This is a genomic window from Rhizobium sp. NXC14, from assembly GCF_002117485.1.
Classification (GTDB): Bacteria; Pseudomonadota; Alphaproteobacteria; order Rhizobiales; family Rhizobiaceae; genus Rhizobium.
Genome location: NZ_CP021030.1, coordinates 16,910 through 33,394 on the forward strand (window position 1 = coordinate 16,910; position 16,485 = coordinate 33,394).

Annotated in this window: 10 protein-coding genes; 4 read left to right on the forward strand and 6 right to left on the reverse strand. The window is 62.7% G+C overall.

Annotation, left to right across the window (positions count from 1 at the left end):
* The first annotated feature begins 2 nt into the window (after positions 1-2).
* The 4 genes from trpB to NXC14_RS00130 all read left to right on the forward strand — a co-directional run bounded on the left by trpB (position 3) and on the right by NXC14_RS00130 (position 4,391).
* On the forward strand, positions 3-1,223 hold the full coding sequence (trpB, locus tag NXC14_RS00115; RefSeq protein WP_085776436.1) for a tryptophan synthase subunit beta: 1,221 nt from the start codon (positions 3-5) through the stop codon (positions 1,221-1,223).
* A gap of 3 nt (positions 1,224-1,226) precedes the next feature.
* Positions 1,227-2,066, forward strand: coding sequence for a tryptophan synthase subunit alpha (trpA, locus tag NXC14_RS00120; RefSeq protein ID WP_085776437.1), 840 nt, complete (start codon positions 1,227-1,229; stop codon positions 2,064-2,066).
* A 39-nt stretch (positions 2,067-2,105) separates the two neighbouring features.
* Positions 2,106-3,011, forward strand: a complete 906-nt coding sequence (gene accD, locus NXC14_RS00125; protein ID WP_085776438.1) for an acetyl-CoA carboxylase, carboxyltransferase subunit beta — start codon at positions 2,106-2,108, stop codon at positions 3,009-3,011.
* A gap of 84 nt (positions 3,012-3,095) precedes the next feature.
* A complete protein-coding gene (locus tag NXC14_RS00130) occupies positions 3,096-4,391 on the forward strand; it encodes a folylpolyglutamate synthase/dihydrofolate synthase family protein (RefSeq protein ID WP_085776439.1) in 1,296 nt (431 codons plus the stop codon).
* Between the two features lie 62 nt (positions 4,392-4,453).
* Here NXC14_RS00130 and trxA read toward each other — a convergent pair whose 3' ends face one another.
* From trxA to NXC14_RS00160, 6 genes are all read right to left on the reverse strand, one after another.
* Complete coding sequence (gene trxA / locus NXC14_RS00135) at positions 4,454-4,774, reverse strand: thioredoxin (RefSeq protein ID WP_004672616.1); 321 nt, start codon at positions 4,772-4,774, stop codon at positions 4,454-4,456.
* 75 nt (positions 4,775-4,849) lie between these two features.
* Entirely contained in the window at positions 4,850-8,401 is a 3,552-nt protein-coding gene (gene addA, locus NXC14_RS00140; protein ID WP_085776440.1) for a double-strand break repair helicase AddA, read from the reverse strand.
* Entirely contained in the window at positions 8,394-11,588 is a 3,195-nt protein-coding gene (gene addB, locus NXC14_RS00145) for a double-strand break repair protein AddB (RefSeq protein ID WP_085776441.1), read from the reverse strand. Before addB ends, addA begins: the two co-directional genes overlap by 8 nt.
* A 4-nt stretch (positions 11,589-11,592) precedes the next feature.
* Positions 11,593-12,324: a nucleotidyltransferase family protein gene (locus NXC14_RS00150; RefSeq protein ID WP_085776442.1), complete on the reverse strand. Its 732-nt coding sequence runs from the start codon at positions 12,322-12,324 to the stop codon at positions 11,593-11,595.
* Positions 12,325-12,337: 13 nt separating this feature from the next.
* Entirely contained in the window at positions 12,338-13,852 is a 1,515-nt protein-coding gene (gene tsaE, locus NXC14_RS00155) for a tRNA (adenosine(37)-N6)-threonylcarbamoyltransferase complex ATPase subunit type 1 TsaE (protein ID WP_085776443.1), read from the reverse strand.
* On the reverse strand, positions 13,849-16,434 hold the full coding sequence (locus NXC14_RS00160) for a PAS domain-containing sensor histidine kinase (protein ID WP_085776444.1): 2,586 nt from the start codon (positions 16,432-16,434) through the stop codon (positions 13,849-13,851). Before NXC14_RS00160 ends, tsaE begins: the two co-directional genes overlap by 4 nt.
* Positions 16,435-16,485: the final 51 nt, after the last annotated feature.

A 16,485-nucleotide genomic window follows, 5' to 3' on the forward strand; every position in this document is an offset into this window, starting at 1 on the left:
GAGTGAACGAAACGCCTAAACCGAATTCCTTCCGTTCCGGGCCCGATGAAGATGGCCGCTTCGGCATCTATGGCGGCCGTTTCGTTGCCGAAACGTTGATGCCTTTGATCCTCGATCTGCAGGATGAATGGAACAAGGCGAAGAACGATCCGGCCTTTCAGGCGGAACTAAAGCATCTTGGCGCCCATTATATCGGCCGCCCGAGCCCGCTTTATTTCGCTGAACGGCTGACGGCCGAACTCGGCGGCGCGAAGATCTATTTCAAGCGCGAGGAGCTGAACCACACCGGTTCGCACAAGATCAACAACTGCATCGGCCAGATCCTGCTCGCCAAGCGCATGGGTAAGACGCGGATCATCGCCGAAACCGGCGCCGGCCAGCATGGCGTCGCTTCGGCGACCGTTGCCGCCCGCTTCGGCCTTCCTTGCGTCGTCTACATGGGCGCCACCGACGTCGAGCGCCAGGCGCCGAACGTTTTCCGCATGAAGCTGCTCGGCGCCGAAGTCAAACCGGTGACGGCAGGCAGCGGCACGCTGAAGGACGCGATGAACGAGGCGCTGCGCGACTGGGTCACCAATGTCGAGGATACCTATTACCTGATCGGCACGGCGGCCGGCCCGCATCCTTATCCGGAGATGGTCCGCGACTTCCAGTCGGTGATCGGCGCCGAAGCGAAAGAGCAGATGCTGGCAGCCGAAGGCCGTCTGCCGGATCTCGTCATTGCTGCCGTCGGCGGCGGCTCGAACGCCATCGGCATCTTCCATCCCTTCCTGGATGATTCCTCCGTGAAGATCGTCGGCGTCGAAGCCGGAGGCAAGGGCCTGCAGGGCGACGAACATTGCGCCTCGATCACCGCCGGAACGCCCGGCGTGCTGCACGGCAACCGCACCTACCTGCTGCAGGATGGCGATGGCCAGATCAAGGAAGGTCACTCGATTTCGGCCGGTCTCGACTATCCCGGCATCGGTCCCGAACATTCCTGGCTGAGCGATATCGGCCGCGTCGACTATGTGCCGATCATGGACCACGAAGCGCTCGAGGCCTTCCAGACCCTGACCCGCCTCGAAGGCATCATCCCGGCGCTCGAGGCCGCGCATGCGATTGCCGAAGTCATCAAGCGCGCGCCGAAGATGGGCAAGGATGAGATCATCCTGATGAATCTCTCCGGCCGCGGCGACAAGGATATCTTCACCGTCGGCAAGATTCTGGGAGTGGGACTGTAAGACATGACCGCACGCATGGACAAACGCTTTGCCGCGCTGAAGGCCGAGGGCCGTCCGGCGCTTGTGACCTATTTCATGGGCGGCGATCCTGACTACGACACCTCTCTCGGCATCATGAAGGCACTGCCGGAAGCAGGTTCCGACATTATCGAGCTCGGCATGCCTTTTTCTGATCCGATGGCCGACGGCCCGGCGATCCAGCTGGCCGGTCAGCGGGCGCTGAAAGGCGGCCAGACGCTGAAGAAGACGCTGCAGCTGGCGGCCGACTTCCGCAAGACCAACGATGCGACGCCGATCGTAATGATGGGCTATTACAATCCGATCTACATCTACGGCGTCGAGACGTTCCTGGATGATGCGCTTGCCGCCGGTATCGACGGCCTGATCGTCGTCGACCTGCCGCCTGAGATGGATGACGAACTCTGCATTCCGGCGATCCGCAAGGGCATCAACTTCATCCGCCTGGCGACGCCGACCACGGACGAGAAGCGCCTGCCCGCGGTGCTGAAAAACACCTCCGGCTTCGTCTATTACGTCTCGATGAACGGCATCACCGGCTCGGCGTTGCCCGATCCGTCGCTGGTTTCGGGCGCCGTCCAGCGCATCAAGCAGCATACGGAGCTGCCCGTCTGCGTCGGTTTCGGCGTCAAGACGGCGGAACATGCCAAGGTCATCGGCGGCTCTGCCGACGGCGTTGTCGTGGGCACTGCCATTGTCAATCAGGTCGCAACCAGTTTGACGAAAGACGGAAAGGCGACGGCCGACACCGTTCAGGCGGTCGCAACGCTGGTGCGCGGCCTTTCCTCGGGAACACGTTCGGCGCGCCTTGTTGCTGCCGAATAGTTTTCCCACATTGGCACCAATCAGTTAGGAGATTTCGAGTTGAACTGGATCACCAACTACGTTCGCCCGCGGATCAATTCCATGCTGGGCCGCCGCGAAGTTCCCGAGAACCTGTGGATCAAGTGCCCGGAAACGGGCGAAATGGTCTTCCACAAGGATCTGGAATCCAACAAATGGGTCATTCCTGCATCCGGTTATCACATGAAGATGCCGGCCAAGGCGCGCCTTGCCGATCTTTTCGACAATGGCGAATATGAATCGCTTCCGCAGCCGAAGGTCGCCCAGGACCCGTTGAAGTTCCGCGATTCCAAAAAATATATCGATCGCCTCCGCGACAGCCGTGTGAAGACCGAACAGGAGGATACCATTCTTGCCGGCCTCGGAAAGGTGCACGGTCTGAAACTCGTTGCCGTTGTGCATGAATTCAACTTCATTGGCGGTTCGCTCGGCATTGCCGCCGGCGAGGCGATCGTCAAGGCTTTCGAACGCGCGACATCCGAAAAGTGCCCGCTGGTCATGTTCCCCGCCTCCGGCGGCGCCCGCATGCAGGAAGGCATTCTCTCGCTCATGCAGCTGCCGCGCACGACGGTCGCCGTTGACCTGCTGAAGGAATCCGGCCAGCCCTATATCGTTGTGCTGACCAACCCGACCACAGGCGGTGTGACGGCCTCCTACGCCATGCTCGGCGATATTCATCTGGCAGAGCCCGGCGCCGAAATCGGCTTTGCCGGCAAGCGCGTGATCGAGCAGACGCTGCGCGAGAAGCTGCCTGAGGGTTTCCAGACCTCCGAATATCTACTGGAACATGGTATGGTCGATATGGTCGTCAAACGTCACGATATTCCGGAGACACTGGCGCGTCTGCTGAAGATCCTGACGAAGAAGTCCGTTTCGGCGGCCAACGACATGAATGGCGGCGCGATCGCTCTGGCGGCGAGCGCCTGATAACCGACACACAGGCGGGGTGCCGAATTGATACCAAGAGGCCAAACCGCGGTGAGTGAGGCAGCGCAAGAGATAGAAAAACTCATGGGATTGCATCCCAAGGGGTTCGATCTGTCTCTCGATCGCATCACCCGTCTTCTCGATCAACTCGGCAACCCGCACCGGAAACTGCCACCTGTGATCCATGTCGCCGGCACCAACGGCAAGGGCTCGGTCACCGCCTTCTGCCGCGCCTTGCTCGAGGCCGGCGGCTACAGCGCCCATGTCCATACCTCGCCGCATCTCGTCAATTGGCACGAGCGCTATCGCATTGGTGTCAAGGGCGGGCGCGGGCAGCTCGTCGATGACGCCGTCTTCGCCGATGCTGTGCGACGCGTGGCGGATGCCAATGCGGGGCAGCATATCACCGTCTTCGAAATCCTGACGGCGGTCACCTTCATTCTGTTTTCCGAGCACCCGGCCGACGCCGCGATCATCGAGGTCGGTCTCGGCGGCCGTTTCGACGCCACCAATGTCATTTCCGATCCGGCCGTTTCGGTGATTATGCCAATCTCGCTGGATCACCAGCCCTATCTCGGCGACAGGGTTGAGCTGATCGCTGCCGAAAAAGCCGGCATCATGAAGCCGGGACTGCCTGTCGTCATCGGCCACCAGGAATATGATGCAGCACTCGACGTGCTGATGTCGACGGCGGAGCGGCTGCATTGCCCGAGCGCCGTCTTCGGTCAGGATTTCATGGCGCATGAGGAATATGGGCGGCTCATCTATCAGGACGAGTTCGGCCTTGCCGACCTGCCGCTGCCGCGCCTTCCCGGCCGCCATCAGTATGCCAACGCCGCCGCGGCCATCCGCGCCGTCAAGGCCGCGGGTTTCATTGTCACCGAGACGATGATGGAAAAGGCGATGAATTTCGTGGAGTGGCCGGGCCGGCTGCAGCGCCTTAGCGAAGGCCGGCTGATGCAATATGCGCCGGCCGGTGCTGAGATCTGGGTCGATGGCGGGCATAATCCCGGCGCCGGCGAAGTGATCGCCGAAGCCATGGCCAATTTCGAGGAGCGCCAGCCGCGGCCGCTTTTCCTGATCATCGGCATGATCAACACCAAGGACCCGATCGGTTATTTCAAGGCTTTCACAGGCCTGGTCGAGAAGGTGTTCTGCGTGCCGATCCGCGGCAGCGACGCGATGATCGACCCTGTGATATTGTCGAACGCCGCCTATGATGCCGGTTTGATCGCCGAACCGATGTCGACGGTCGGCGAGGCGCTGGAAGCGATAAAATCGGCCCTCGACCCAGCGGCACTGCCGCCCCGCATCCTCATTGGCGGCTCTCTCTATCTCGTCGGGGATGTGCTTGCCGACAACGGCACGCCCCCGAAATAAGCAGACGAAAAAAGCCCGGCCGAAGCCGGGCTTTTCCATGCGATATATGAAGACGATATCGATTAGGCGGCGTTCGAAATCCAGTTCGAAAGCGCTGTCTTCGGCTTGGCGCCGACGGAGATATCAGCGACTTCGCCGCCCTTGAAGATCGCGAGCGTCGGAATGGAGCGCACGCCGAACTGGGCGGCGAGTTCAGGGTTTTCGTCGATATTGAGCTTGGCGACCTTGACCTTGCCTTCCATCTCGACGGAGATTTCCTCGAGGCTTGGAGCAATCATCTTGCACGGACCGCACCATTCAGCCCAGAAATCGACGACGACGGGTTCTGCGGATTCCAGAACTTCCGACTGGAAGTTGTTGATATCGACTTTCACGGTAGCCATAGGCTGCTCCTTTGACCGAAGAAGATGTTGAACCACATGTGATGGTGCGGCGCCAAATTTTCAATGTCCGGTATTTCACTTTGTCTTGAGTCCTGCAAGCGCCAAACCGAGTGCCTCTTCGCTCAAAGTGTAGAGCGACGCATTCTCGGTGTAGACGAGCATGCAGTCGATGCGTTTGCCGGGATAGAGCGGTGCCAGGATCTCGCGATAAATCGCGAGCTGAGCCTTATGTGCGAAAGGGATCGCCTCCTCGGTCGAAGGTGGCACCCGATTGGTCTTGTAGTCAAGAATGACGACGCGATCGGCAAGCACGGCGAGCCGATCGATACGGCCGGAGACCGCATAGCGCCTGTCTGCAAGCGTCAATGTTCCCATGATCGAAACTTCCGGCTGGGCCTCTACTCCGAGAACCGGCTGCAGACCTTCTTCGTCCATCAGTCTCAGAACCGAATCGACGAGCCGGCGGCGTTCCGCTTCAGGCCAGAACCGCGCCGCCCGCTCGGCATAGCGGCTCGCGGCATCCGGCCGTTTGACCGGGGGAATGTCGGGAAGCGCCTGCAGCATGCGATGGATCAACCTGCCCTTTTCCAGGGAACGATCGCTGCGCTCCTTCTCGCCGAACAGCGGCGAAGCGACAAACAAGCTGCCCTCGTCTTCGTCGACGATCGTCCCGGCGCCGGATGGGCTGAGGGGGCGGGGCAGCTCAGCCTGCGGCGGCAGTGGCCGCAATAGGCCTTCCGGCAACGCCTCCTGGCTGTCGCGCGCCTCATGGCGGTCACTACGCTCGAAGCGCCGCTCCACCCGCGGCACCCGCCATCGGATGCCCGGCCATTCGCCGTCTGGGCCGGAGAAGGTGGCCGCCTCCACATGCGGATGGCCTTCGCTGAGCGCGGCTGAGATCATCATGTGCCAGGTATCGTTGTTGACACGAACGCCACGGTAGCCGCAAACAACAAGCCGGTCGGCAGCCCGTGTCATGGCGACGTAAAGCAGCCGGCGATACTCCTCTTCCGCCAGCATCTGGATCCGTGCTGCATCGTTTTGCGTCAGCGAATTGGCCAGGTCGGAGACGGGAACCCAGGCCGGCAGCGGCGGCTCGTCTGCGTCGGTTTCGATCAGGCGAAGCTTCGGCAGATGTGTATGCGTGAACGGCTTGGAGCCGCCGTCGACGAGGAAGACGATCGGTGCTTCAAGACCCTTGGAGGCATGCACGGTCATGATCCTGACCTCGTTGCGCCCCTTGTCCTGCTCACGCTTCACCTCCGGCGCTTCGAGCTCCAGCGTTGAGATGAAGGATTGCAGCCCGGGAAGGCCGGAACTCTCGTGGTCGAGCGTAAAGGTCAGGAACTCGTCGAGAATATCGCTGACCTCGGTGCCGAGACGGGCAAGGAATTGCCGCCGACCGCCATGGCTGCCCAGCACGCGCGCATAGAAATCATGGACCGACAGATGCCGCGACTGCCGCAGAAACAGCTCCAGCCTCTCGACGGCAGCACGGAATCGTTCAGTACCATCGGCCGCAAACCTCTTGAGCTGGCTCCAGACGCTCTCGTCGTCGCCCCGAAGGCCGGCGATTGCAAAGATATCGTCCTCCGAAAAATCGAAAAGCGGGCTCTTCAGCACGGCAGCGAGCGAAAGGTCGTCCTCTGGCAGAAGCAGGAAACGGCCGAGCGCCAGCAGATCCTGCACCGCGATATGGCTGGTGAGCGTCAGTCGGTCGGCGCCGGCGACGGGAATGTCGCCACGGCGCTTCAAGGCGCGGGTCAAGGCATTGACGAAGGCGTCGCGCTTGCGCACCAGAACGAGGATATCGCCGGCTTCGATCAGCCGCTCCGTGCCTTTGTCGACGATCGTTTCACGGCCGACGAGCGTGCCGATCGCATAGGCGATCCGCCGCGCGAGGATTGCGGCCGGCGCGCTTTCCGGCGTCGCATCGAAGGGCGCCGTCCAATCCTCTTCCTTCACCACCGCCTCAGGCGCGACCATCTCCCAGAGGTCGACGGCGCCGGGATGTCCGATGCGGCTGGATCGATGTACGACCGGTTCGCCGACAGCGCTGAGACCCCGCGCATTGTCCGCCGTCCGGAAGATCTGGTCGACGGCTTCGAGCACGTCGGCGGTCGAGCGGAAGGAGAGCGGCAGCCGCACGGAGGAAAAGCTCTGCCCGCTGTCGGCGACCCGCCGCCGTGTCCGGTCGCTCTCTTCGGAAAAACGCTCGGGTCGCGCTCCTTGGAAGGAGTAGATCGACTGTTTCTCGTCGCCGACGGCAAAGAGCGTGCGCACGACCGGCCGGGCGCTCTCGCCGGAAAAGAAATCCTCGGCGAGCGACTGGATGACGCCCCATTGGATCGGGCTGGTATCCTGGGCCTCGTCGACGAGGATATGATCGATACCCCGGTCCAGCTTGTAATGGACCCAGGGACCGACGCCACTCTTCGTCAGCAGGTCGGCGGTGCGTGTGATCAGGTCTTCGAAATCGAGTTGGCTGCGCTGCTTCTTCAGTTCCTCGTAATCGTGGTTCAGCCGACCGGCGAGCACCAGCGCCGCCCTAGTGGCGCCGAACATCCGCATCAGCTTAAACCGGTCACGGCTTGCGGCGACATGCGCGCGGGCGGCGGCTATGGCGCTCGTCAATTCCGGCGCTTCCGCAAGCATGGCTTTGACCAGGAACTGCGAGTCCGTTTTCGGCTCGCCTTTTGCCGTCAAAAAGATCTTCTCCAGCATCTCGGCGCGCTTGGCATCATCGCGCTCCCGGCCGGCGAGCCTGAGGCCATAAGCAACCTCCTGCGCCTTGGCGCCGCCCTTCTGGTCGGCAAGCGCCAAATAAAGCTCCAGCATGCCGCCTGAAAGCTCCGGCAACGGCCAATATTGCGCCGCGATCCGGCTTTCAGTATCGCCCACGGCAAGGCCGAGCCTGTCGCGCAGAACCGTCTCCACGCCGCCCTGTCGCTCGGCAGCCGCCGTGAAGCGGCGAATGGCATTGCGGTTGGCGATGATGTCGGCGAGCAGGTTCTCCAGCCCGGATTCATCGCCGAGATTGAGCACATAGGCGAAAGCCTCGGCAAGAGCGCTGCTTTCCTCCGGCGCCGTTGCCGTCAGCAGCGCCCGGCGTACATCGGAAAGCAGTGCCGCCGCCGCGCGATCGTCGAGGACCGAGAAATGCCCGGCAACATTGGCCTCCAGCGGGAATTGGTGCAGCAGCGCTTCGCAAAAGGCATGGATTGTCTGGATCTTCAATCCGCCCGGTGTTTCCAGCGCCTTCGCAAACAGCCGGCGCGCCTCGGCAAGCTTTAAGGCATCCGGCGCCGTACCCTCGATCTGCGTGATGCGCCGGCTGAGATTTTCGTCGTCAAGCACCACCCAGTCTGCCAGCCGTTCGAAGACGCGGTTCGACATTTCGGAGGCCGCGGCCTTGGTATAAGTCAGGCAGAGAATGGCGGAAGGCCGTGCGCCGGCGAGCAGGAGACGAATGACACGCTGGGTCAGGACATGCGTCTTGCCGGAACCGGCATTGGCCGAGACCCAGGCCGAGCGCTCGGGATCGGAGGCGATTGCCTGTTGAATCGTGGTCCAGCCGATCCAGGCGCCGGGATCGTCGTCAATCGGAAGTGCAGTCTGGTCACTCATCGCCGCCGCCTTCCTCGGTCTCGGCCGTCGACCATTCGGAGACGCGGGCGAGATGATCATAGTCGCCGCCGAAATCAAACTGCTGGGCCGGAATGAGCCGCGAGGTAAAGCCTTTTTCGCCGGACTGCAGCAAACTGACGAACTTGATCAGCTGGTCGACCGAGTCCGCGGCAAGGTCCATCGCCGATTTTGCCTTGTCGCTGCGGGCCGAGCTTTCGTTGTTCACCGTATCGACCTGGAACCGGCGTCCCGGACGCAGACGGACATAGAGCAGATCCTGCGGGATGAGACTGCCGGCATCGCGGAAGGCGCCGGCGCTCAACGCGGCCGCTTCGAGCGCGAGCTGCGGATCGAGAAGCGCGCGTGCCTGTGCCGGTGAGGGGTTGTAGCCGGTCTTGTAGTCGATGATATCGGCCGCCCCCGGCCCCGTAATATCGATCCGGTCGGCAACGCCGTTCAGCCGGACATCGATCGCCTCCAGCTCCACGCCGCCGCGCACTTCCGTCAGTGTCCTGCGGATGGCGGGACGTCGTCCGGCCTCCCATTCGAGGAAGGCGCCGGCCACGTCGCGAAAGCGCGGCCGCCACACGGCATCGATATGTGGCGGCAGCTTCTCCATGTCGAAAAGCTCGGTAAGAATCTGCTCCATCGCCGCTGCCGCCTCCGGCGTGCCGGCGACATGGGCTTCGCGGATGAACCGGTCGATGATCTTGTGGTAGAGCGTTCCGCGTTCGGCCGCTCCCGGATCCCGGTTGAACGCGTCGACCGGATCGAGCCGCAGGATACGGCGGGCATAGATCGCATAGGGATCGCGGCGCAGCCGGCCGACCTCGCTGAAGGAATAGGACTTCGGCTGCAGCGCCAGAGGCGGTTTCGGCGAGGGTCGCTGCGCCGGTGCCTGAACCTCTCCCCGATCGATGAGGCCGGCCCATTGCAGATACCGGTTACCGCGCCCTCTCAATGCCGCTTCGAATGTCTCTCCGCCGAGCGCCAGCAGCCGCTGCAGCCAGCGCGAGGCGACGGTCGGCGTCGAACCTTGGCGCAGCGCTCTCGAATAGATCAGGTGGCGAGTGCCGTTCGCCATCTCGAAGTCATGCGCCAGCTGGCCGATGCGCCGCTCAGGCGGTTCGAGCCCGATCTCTGTCTTCATCATGCGCGGAATGAAGGGATTGTTTGCGCTCTGCCCTGGCCAGGAGCCTTCGTTCAAGCCGCCGAGGATCAGCGTGTCGACGCTCTGTAGGCGGGCTTCGAGCGTGCCGAAGATGAAGAGGCGGGGATGGCTGAGTGCCCGGGGTTTCACCGCATGGCCGGCGGCAAGTGCGGCCATGATGTCGATCCATTGCGGCCCGTCGGCCTCCATCTGGCCATCCGTGTCGATCACTTCGCTGAGAAGCGAGGCAAGGGCGTCTCCTGCCTCGTGCGACCAGAGATCGGCAAGATTGCCGTGCGGATCTGCCGCGACCGCTTCGAGCGAACGGCCGGTCCGCTCCGCCCATTCGGACAGCGTGAAACGCGCCGTCTTGCCGCGTTCTTCCGGCCGGTGCCGGACCAGCGCGGAAGCCAGAGGCTCGGTTGCGCGGGCAACCCGGCGGGCAAGCTCGGATGCGGCATTGGCCGCCTCGGCTGGCAGTGTTTTTCGCCATTGCGGCGTGTGTCGGTCCAGAGCCTGCTCGCCGAGCTGATGGACCAGGAGCGACTCGAGCGCACTGATATCCACCTCCGCCACGCCGCCGCGCAGTGCCAGCAGCTCAAGCGCCTCGGTCGCAGAAATCAGGGCCCCACGTTCGAGGCCGAAGCGGGCCAGCGGATGTTTGAGCAGCGAGACGATCGCCACCGGATCGCCCGGGCGCAGCGCCGCTTCCAGCAGTAATTGCAGCAGGGTGCGCTGCGGGGTGGCCGAAAGCGGCGTGCCGGCCGAATCGTCGGCGAGGATGCCGAAGCGGGACAGTTCGGCCATCACCCGACGGGCGAGATTGCGGTCGGGCGTGATCAGGGCTGCCCGGCTTTCGCCGTCCTGGCCCGGCCTTTCCAGTGCGAGCCTGAGCGCGATGGCAATTGCGGTTGCTTCCTCGCGTTCATTGGCAGCTTCGATCAACGAAACATCGGCGAAGGCCGAAGTCAGCGCTCCCTCGGGCAACGCGCCCTTCCAGGCCCCCCAGTCGCTGGTCGCCTCTGCCGGCGAGAGCGCGCGCGATAGGATTTCGGCGCGCCGATCGAGATCGGTCTCCGGCCTCTCAAGCAGGCTGATGTCGGCTCGTGTCAGCCTCAGCCTCTTCAGCAGCGAGGACAGGCCATATTGCGGATGGCTCCGGCTGGCCGGATTGGCATGCTGGCCCGGTGCCGGTTCCGGCGCGACCATTTGCCAATGCCTATCGGGCATGGAGAGATCGAGGCCGGGAAGGACGATCACGCCTTCGGGCAGATTGGCAACGGCGGCGATGAGATCGGCCGTGGCAGGGACCGAACCCGTCGAACCGGCGATGATAATCGGCCCCGCCGGCTTCGCCGTAGAAATCCTGGCTGCCTCGGCCCGCAGAATGGCGTTCCTGTGCCGCGCCGGCGAGGACCTGCCGAGCTCGGAAAGCCGCTCCGGCCAGAAGGCGCTGGCGATCTGCAGGAACTCCGCCGTCAGCTGCCACCAGGCGGCGTAGTCACCGGTGTCGAGTTTCGACAGTTCCGACCAGTCAAGATCCTCGGTTTCGATGGAATCGATCAGCTCCGCAAGGTTGCGGGCGAGCCAGATAGCATCCGCCGGGCTGGCCGGCGCAACCAAAGGCGAGTCCGAATGGATATGACGGACGATCTCCGGAAGTTTGTTTCGCCAGGCAAGGATCAGGCGCGCCAGTTCCAGCAGCCGGGCCGTATGCGACAGCGGCTGGGCGAGATCGATCGTTGCCGGCAGCGCCTCTTCGAAATATCCGCTGTCGTCATCGGTTTCGCCGAGCGGACGAATGACCGGCAGGATCGCCGAGCGGCCGCCGAGCAGATCGACGAATTCCGAACGGAGCACACGCACGGCGCGCCGGGTCGGCAGGTAGATCGTCACCCTGGCGAGCGACAGCGGATCAGCGGGCTCATGCCGAAAGAGCGGCGTCAGGCGTCCGTCGCAAAGCGTCGTTGCCAGCGTTTTCAGGAAGGGGAGGCCCGCCGGGATCGTCAGGATGCGTGGCTGGTGCCGGTCCGCCATGAGCTCACGCGAACGCCCGCAGTCGGCGGATCGTTTCCTCCGCTTCGCCGATCGCCTCTGGCGTTCCCACTGTCAGCCAATGGCCTTCGAGCATAATGCCGAACAGCCGGCGGCGCGCGATCGCCTTGTCGAAATAGATGTTGAGGTTGAAGGCATCCTTCGGCGCATCGTCAAATAGCGCCGGATTCATGGCGATCGCCCCGGCGTAGACGACCGGATTGGACGGATCGTCGCGATACCGCGTCAGCCGGCCATCTGCAGCGAGGCTGAAATCGTTCTTGCCGTTGTGACCCGTCGTATCCTCGATCCCAACGCAAAGCAGCGCCATGTCCATGTGTTCGGCATCGAAGAATCCGGCTAAGCGCTGCAGGTTCGTCGGCCGTCCCGGCTGTTCGCCGATCCAAAAGAGGTCGGCATTCATGACTAAAAGATCGTCACGGTCCAGCAGCGTCAGGCCCTTCGCCAGCCCGCCACCGGAATTCATCAGTCCGTCCCGCTCATCCGATATGACGATGTCGAGGCCGCAATATTTTCCGAGATGGGCGAGCATCTGCTCGGCATGATGATGAACGTTGACGACGGCCCGCTCGACACCGGCCGAAACCAGCGCGTCCAGCGCATAGTCGATCATCGGCTTGCCGTCGATCTTCACCAGCGGCTTCGGAATCATATCGGTGATCGGGCGCATGCGGGTCCCGAGACCCGCGGCCAGTACCATGGCTTGTCTGATGGTCATCTTGATCCGGAACTTATGATTCGCTCTGGCCTATTCCAGCCCTTGCACACCAATCGCGCAAGGGGGTAAGCGCCTCGTGCTCGAGCGCGACATTCAGATAAGCGAGTGTGCGCGGCATATGTTTGAGATAGCCGGGCTTGCCGTCCCGCTGCAGCAGCCGCACCCAAAGACCGGCAAGCTTGCAATTGCGCTGCGCCGACATGATCGCCCATGCTTTCAGAAATCCGACTTCGTCAAAGCCGCCCTGTCTGCGGCGAAGCGCCATATAATCATCCATCAGCTGCCGGAAAAGCTGCGGCTCGATCGTGACGCGGGCGTCCTGGACGATCGAGGCAAGGTCATAGGCGGTGGGCCCGATCATGGCGTCCTGGAAGTCGATGAGGCCGATCTTTCTGATGCCCGGCTCCTGCGGCCGCCAAATGATGTTCGGTGAGTGGAAATCGCGCAGCAGCAGGTTCTTTTCGACCGTGGCAAGTTCATCGATCAGGGCGTCCCAGATCGCCAGATATTCCTTGCGCTCTGCCTCCGAGGGGGCGGTGCCGCGCTTCCAGGCAATGTGCCAGTCGAGCAGAAGCTGCACTTCCATTTTCATCGCCGTGCGATCGAAGTCCGGTATGTGATGCTTATGGGTGGCGGAAACCGGTATATCCTGCGGAAATTGTATGGAATGAAGATGGGCAAGACAGGCGACGCTTTGCCGGTAACGCTCGACGATCGGCCGCCCCTCGTCATCGAGCACGCCTTCGGTGCCGAGATCCTCGATCAAGAGGATGCCCTTGTCATAATCGACCTTATAAATCTCCGGCGCCGCAAATCCCCATTCGCGCAGCGCATTGGCAATCGCAACGAAGGGATAGGCGTTCTGTGCCAGATGTGCGACCTTGGGATAGGGCTTGCCGTCGTGGACCGGCGGTCCCTCGGGATGCGGCTGCCAGTCCATCAGGATGAGACGCCCCTTGATGCTCTCACGATAGATCGCCTCGTAGGCACGCAGCGACGCATCGCCAGTCAGGAAGCGACGTTTGGCATCGGAACAGCCTGCGTCTTCGAGGAAATTGCGGATCGCCAGGACGCGCCGGATGCGCAAAGCCTGTGCGCCGGCGGCGCTGATCGTCGCCCGGCGGCCGTTGCCTTCATGGGTCAGCGTCAACGTGATGCATTCCCCAGGCAACTCGCTCGCCGCCATCTCCGGCCATTCGACGAGGCATATGCCGTTCTGCAGGGCCTCGTCGAAGCCGAGCTCCGTCAATTCACCGGGATCGCCGAGCCGGTAGAGATCGAAGTGCGAAACCGGGATACGCAGGTCGTAGGATTGCACCAGTGTGAAGGTCGGGCTCGGAACTTCGAGCCCATCGTCATCGGCAATGGCACGCAGGATCGCACGGGCAAGCGAGGATTTGCCGGCGCCAAGATCGCCCGACAGGGCAAGACAATCGCCGGCCTTCAAGGCCAATGCCAGGTCTTCGCCGAGGCGAACCGTGGCCGCTTCGTCCTTCAGGAACAGCGAGATCGTATCGTCGGTCGTCATTCGGCGGCGGCGGAATGCGGTATGTTGACCGAGGGGATACGGCAGACGACCGTCGTGCCCTTGCCCGGCTCGCTGTCGATCGTCACGTCGCCATGATGCAGGCTGACGAAGCTGTCGACGATCGACAGGCCGAGGCCGGCGCCGCCGCGTTTGCCGCTTTTAGCCCCGGTCGCGAACCGGTCGAAGACCGTCGCGATCATGTCGGGCGAAATACCGGGGCCGCGATCGCGGACGGAGAACACGAAATCCGTGCCTTCGCGATGGCATTCCAGCGAGATCGAGGTACCCTCCGGCGAGAAATTCGCCGCATTGGCAAGAAGCTTCAGAAGGATCTGCTTCAGCCGCTGCGGATCGGCGATGATCGAGCCGAGATACGCAGGCGCGGTGATTTCGAGCGCGACGCCGCTTTCGTGCAGCCGGTCGGCGATCTGCATCGAGACGTCGTCCAGCAGGTCGTTGAGATCGATCTCGGCATAGTTCAGACGCATGATGCCGGCATCGACCGTCGCAAGATCGAGAATGTCGTTGACGAGGGTCAGCAGAACCGAGGACGAAGTCGAGATGTGGTCGATATATTCGGCCTGCCGTTCATTCAGCGGCCCAACGCCCTGCGTGCGCAGCAGATCGGTAAAGCCGATGATATTGGTCAGCGGTGAGCGAAGTTCATAGGAAACATGCTGGACGAAGTCGTTTTTCAATTCGTCGGCTTTGCGCAGCGCCTCGTTCTTCTCGGTCAATGCCCGCTCGGCCCGCACGCTGTCCGTCATGTTGACGAAGGTCAGCATGGTCTGCGCGTTCGGCAGCGGGATGACGGCGTAATCGAGCACGAGGCCGGAGAAGAGTTCCAGCGTCCCCTGGCTCGAGCGACGTTCGTCATCGAAGCTGGTGATCAGTTCCGCAAAGGTCTTCCAGCCGTCCGGCCGGTCATAGGACGGTGCGCACGCCTCGCCCAGCGCGCGGATATGGGTTCCGGGCTTGGCTTCGGTTTCGGTAATACCCCAGAGCGCCCGGAAGGCCGGATTCGACAGGCGGATACGTCCATCGGGCCCGAATACCGCGACACCTTCGGAAAGGTGATCGATCGTTTCACCCTGTACCTTGACCAGCGTGTTGTAGCGGGTTTCGAGATCGACCTGTTCGGTCAGATTTTCGAAAACCCAGGTGGCGCCGCCCTGGGGATGGGCGGTCGCAAAGACGCGCAGCGTCTGGCCGTTCGGCAGGTGCCAGAGATCCGATTGCGTATCGAGCGTGCGATAGACCGAAAGGGCCGCTTCCTTCCAGCTTTTCCAGTTGAGCTGGTCCGGCAGTTTCTTGGCCGCCCGCAGCCGCTCGAGCAGCTCGCTATTGTCGGGCCGGCTTTCAAGGACGGCGATATCCAGTTCCCAGAGGGCGACGAAGGCCTGGTTGTAGAACTGCAGCCTCCGCTCGCCGTCGAAGATGGCGACGGGTGTCGCGAGATGATCGAGCGTTTCGGCGTGGCTCTTCAGGGTCCGCTCCAGCTCGGCGCGGACCGCTTCGATGTCGGATACGTCGACAGCAATGCCGGCCGAGCCGCCGGGAACCTTGACGTCGACGACGTCGAAGAAGGTTCGGTTGCCGCGCACGACCGTCGAGATCGTGTCATGGAAAGGTGATTCCGGCGTCGCCGTCGCGCGAATGCGTTCGCGTGCCACGGTCGTCAGCATCTCGCGGCCTTCGTTGATCGCCTGCTGCGGCGAGCGCGCTTCGACCGCATCGCCATAAGCCTGATTGACCCAGGTCAGGCGGCCCGCCGGGTCGCGCTGCCAGGCCGGCATGTCGATCGCGTCGAGCATGGTCTGGAAGGCCGAGATCGAGGTCATCAGCCGGTCGCGCTCGATCCTGAGTTCGGCAAGCTCGGCGCGCAGATTGTTCAGCGCCACGAAGCGGACGAAGGCGCGTCCGCCGGAAACCCGGCCCTGCGCCTCGAGGATTTCATCGCGGATGGTCTCGACCACCATGTCGAAACTCTGCGCTCCGTCGCGCAGCCGGTCGATCGCCTTTTCCAGCTCCGAGGCGGAGTGTGACTTCAGCCAGAGGCCGAAGGCCAGGAATTCGCCATCCTGCGGTGCGCCAGTCTCGGGCGGAAGCTGCCCAAGCAGTTCCGGGCGCGCATTGCCGTCCCAGATGACGATGCGCCGGTTCTTGTCGGCGATCAGCGCCTGATATTGCGAAATGCGTTGCTGGGCATCCGAGAGCGCCGAGCGGATGTCCCTGCTCTCGTTTTCCAGATTGCCGCGCTGGCGCACGAGCCAGAGCGTGGAAAGCAGGGCCGCCGATATGACGCCGATGACGACGGAAACGCCAACGACCTGCGAGGAGGTGAAAAGGTGAGCCGAGGCCGCCGCCTGCTGCTCGCTTTGTGCCAGAACCGGCCGCGCCAGCGCGGCAAGCGCCGTGCCGGCCGCGCAAGTTTTCAAGAAGCGCGCCAATGATCCATGCTTTTGCTTTGCGGCCTCGTGTGCCGTTGCAGATTTATATCCCTGGCCTGCCATGAACGGACGGCAATGCTTACAAGCATCATCATCCGCCTGATCGGGCAGGCTGTTTTTCACTTCCGACATCCGCGGTATGTCTCCGTCCTTCAATGTGCCGCATTACGACAAGACATCCCA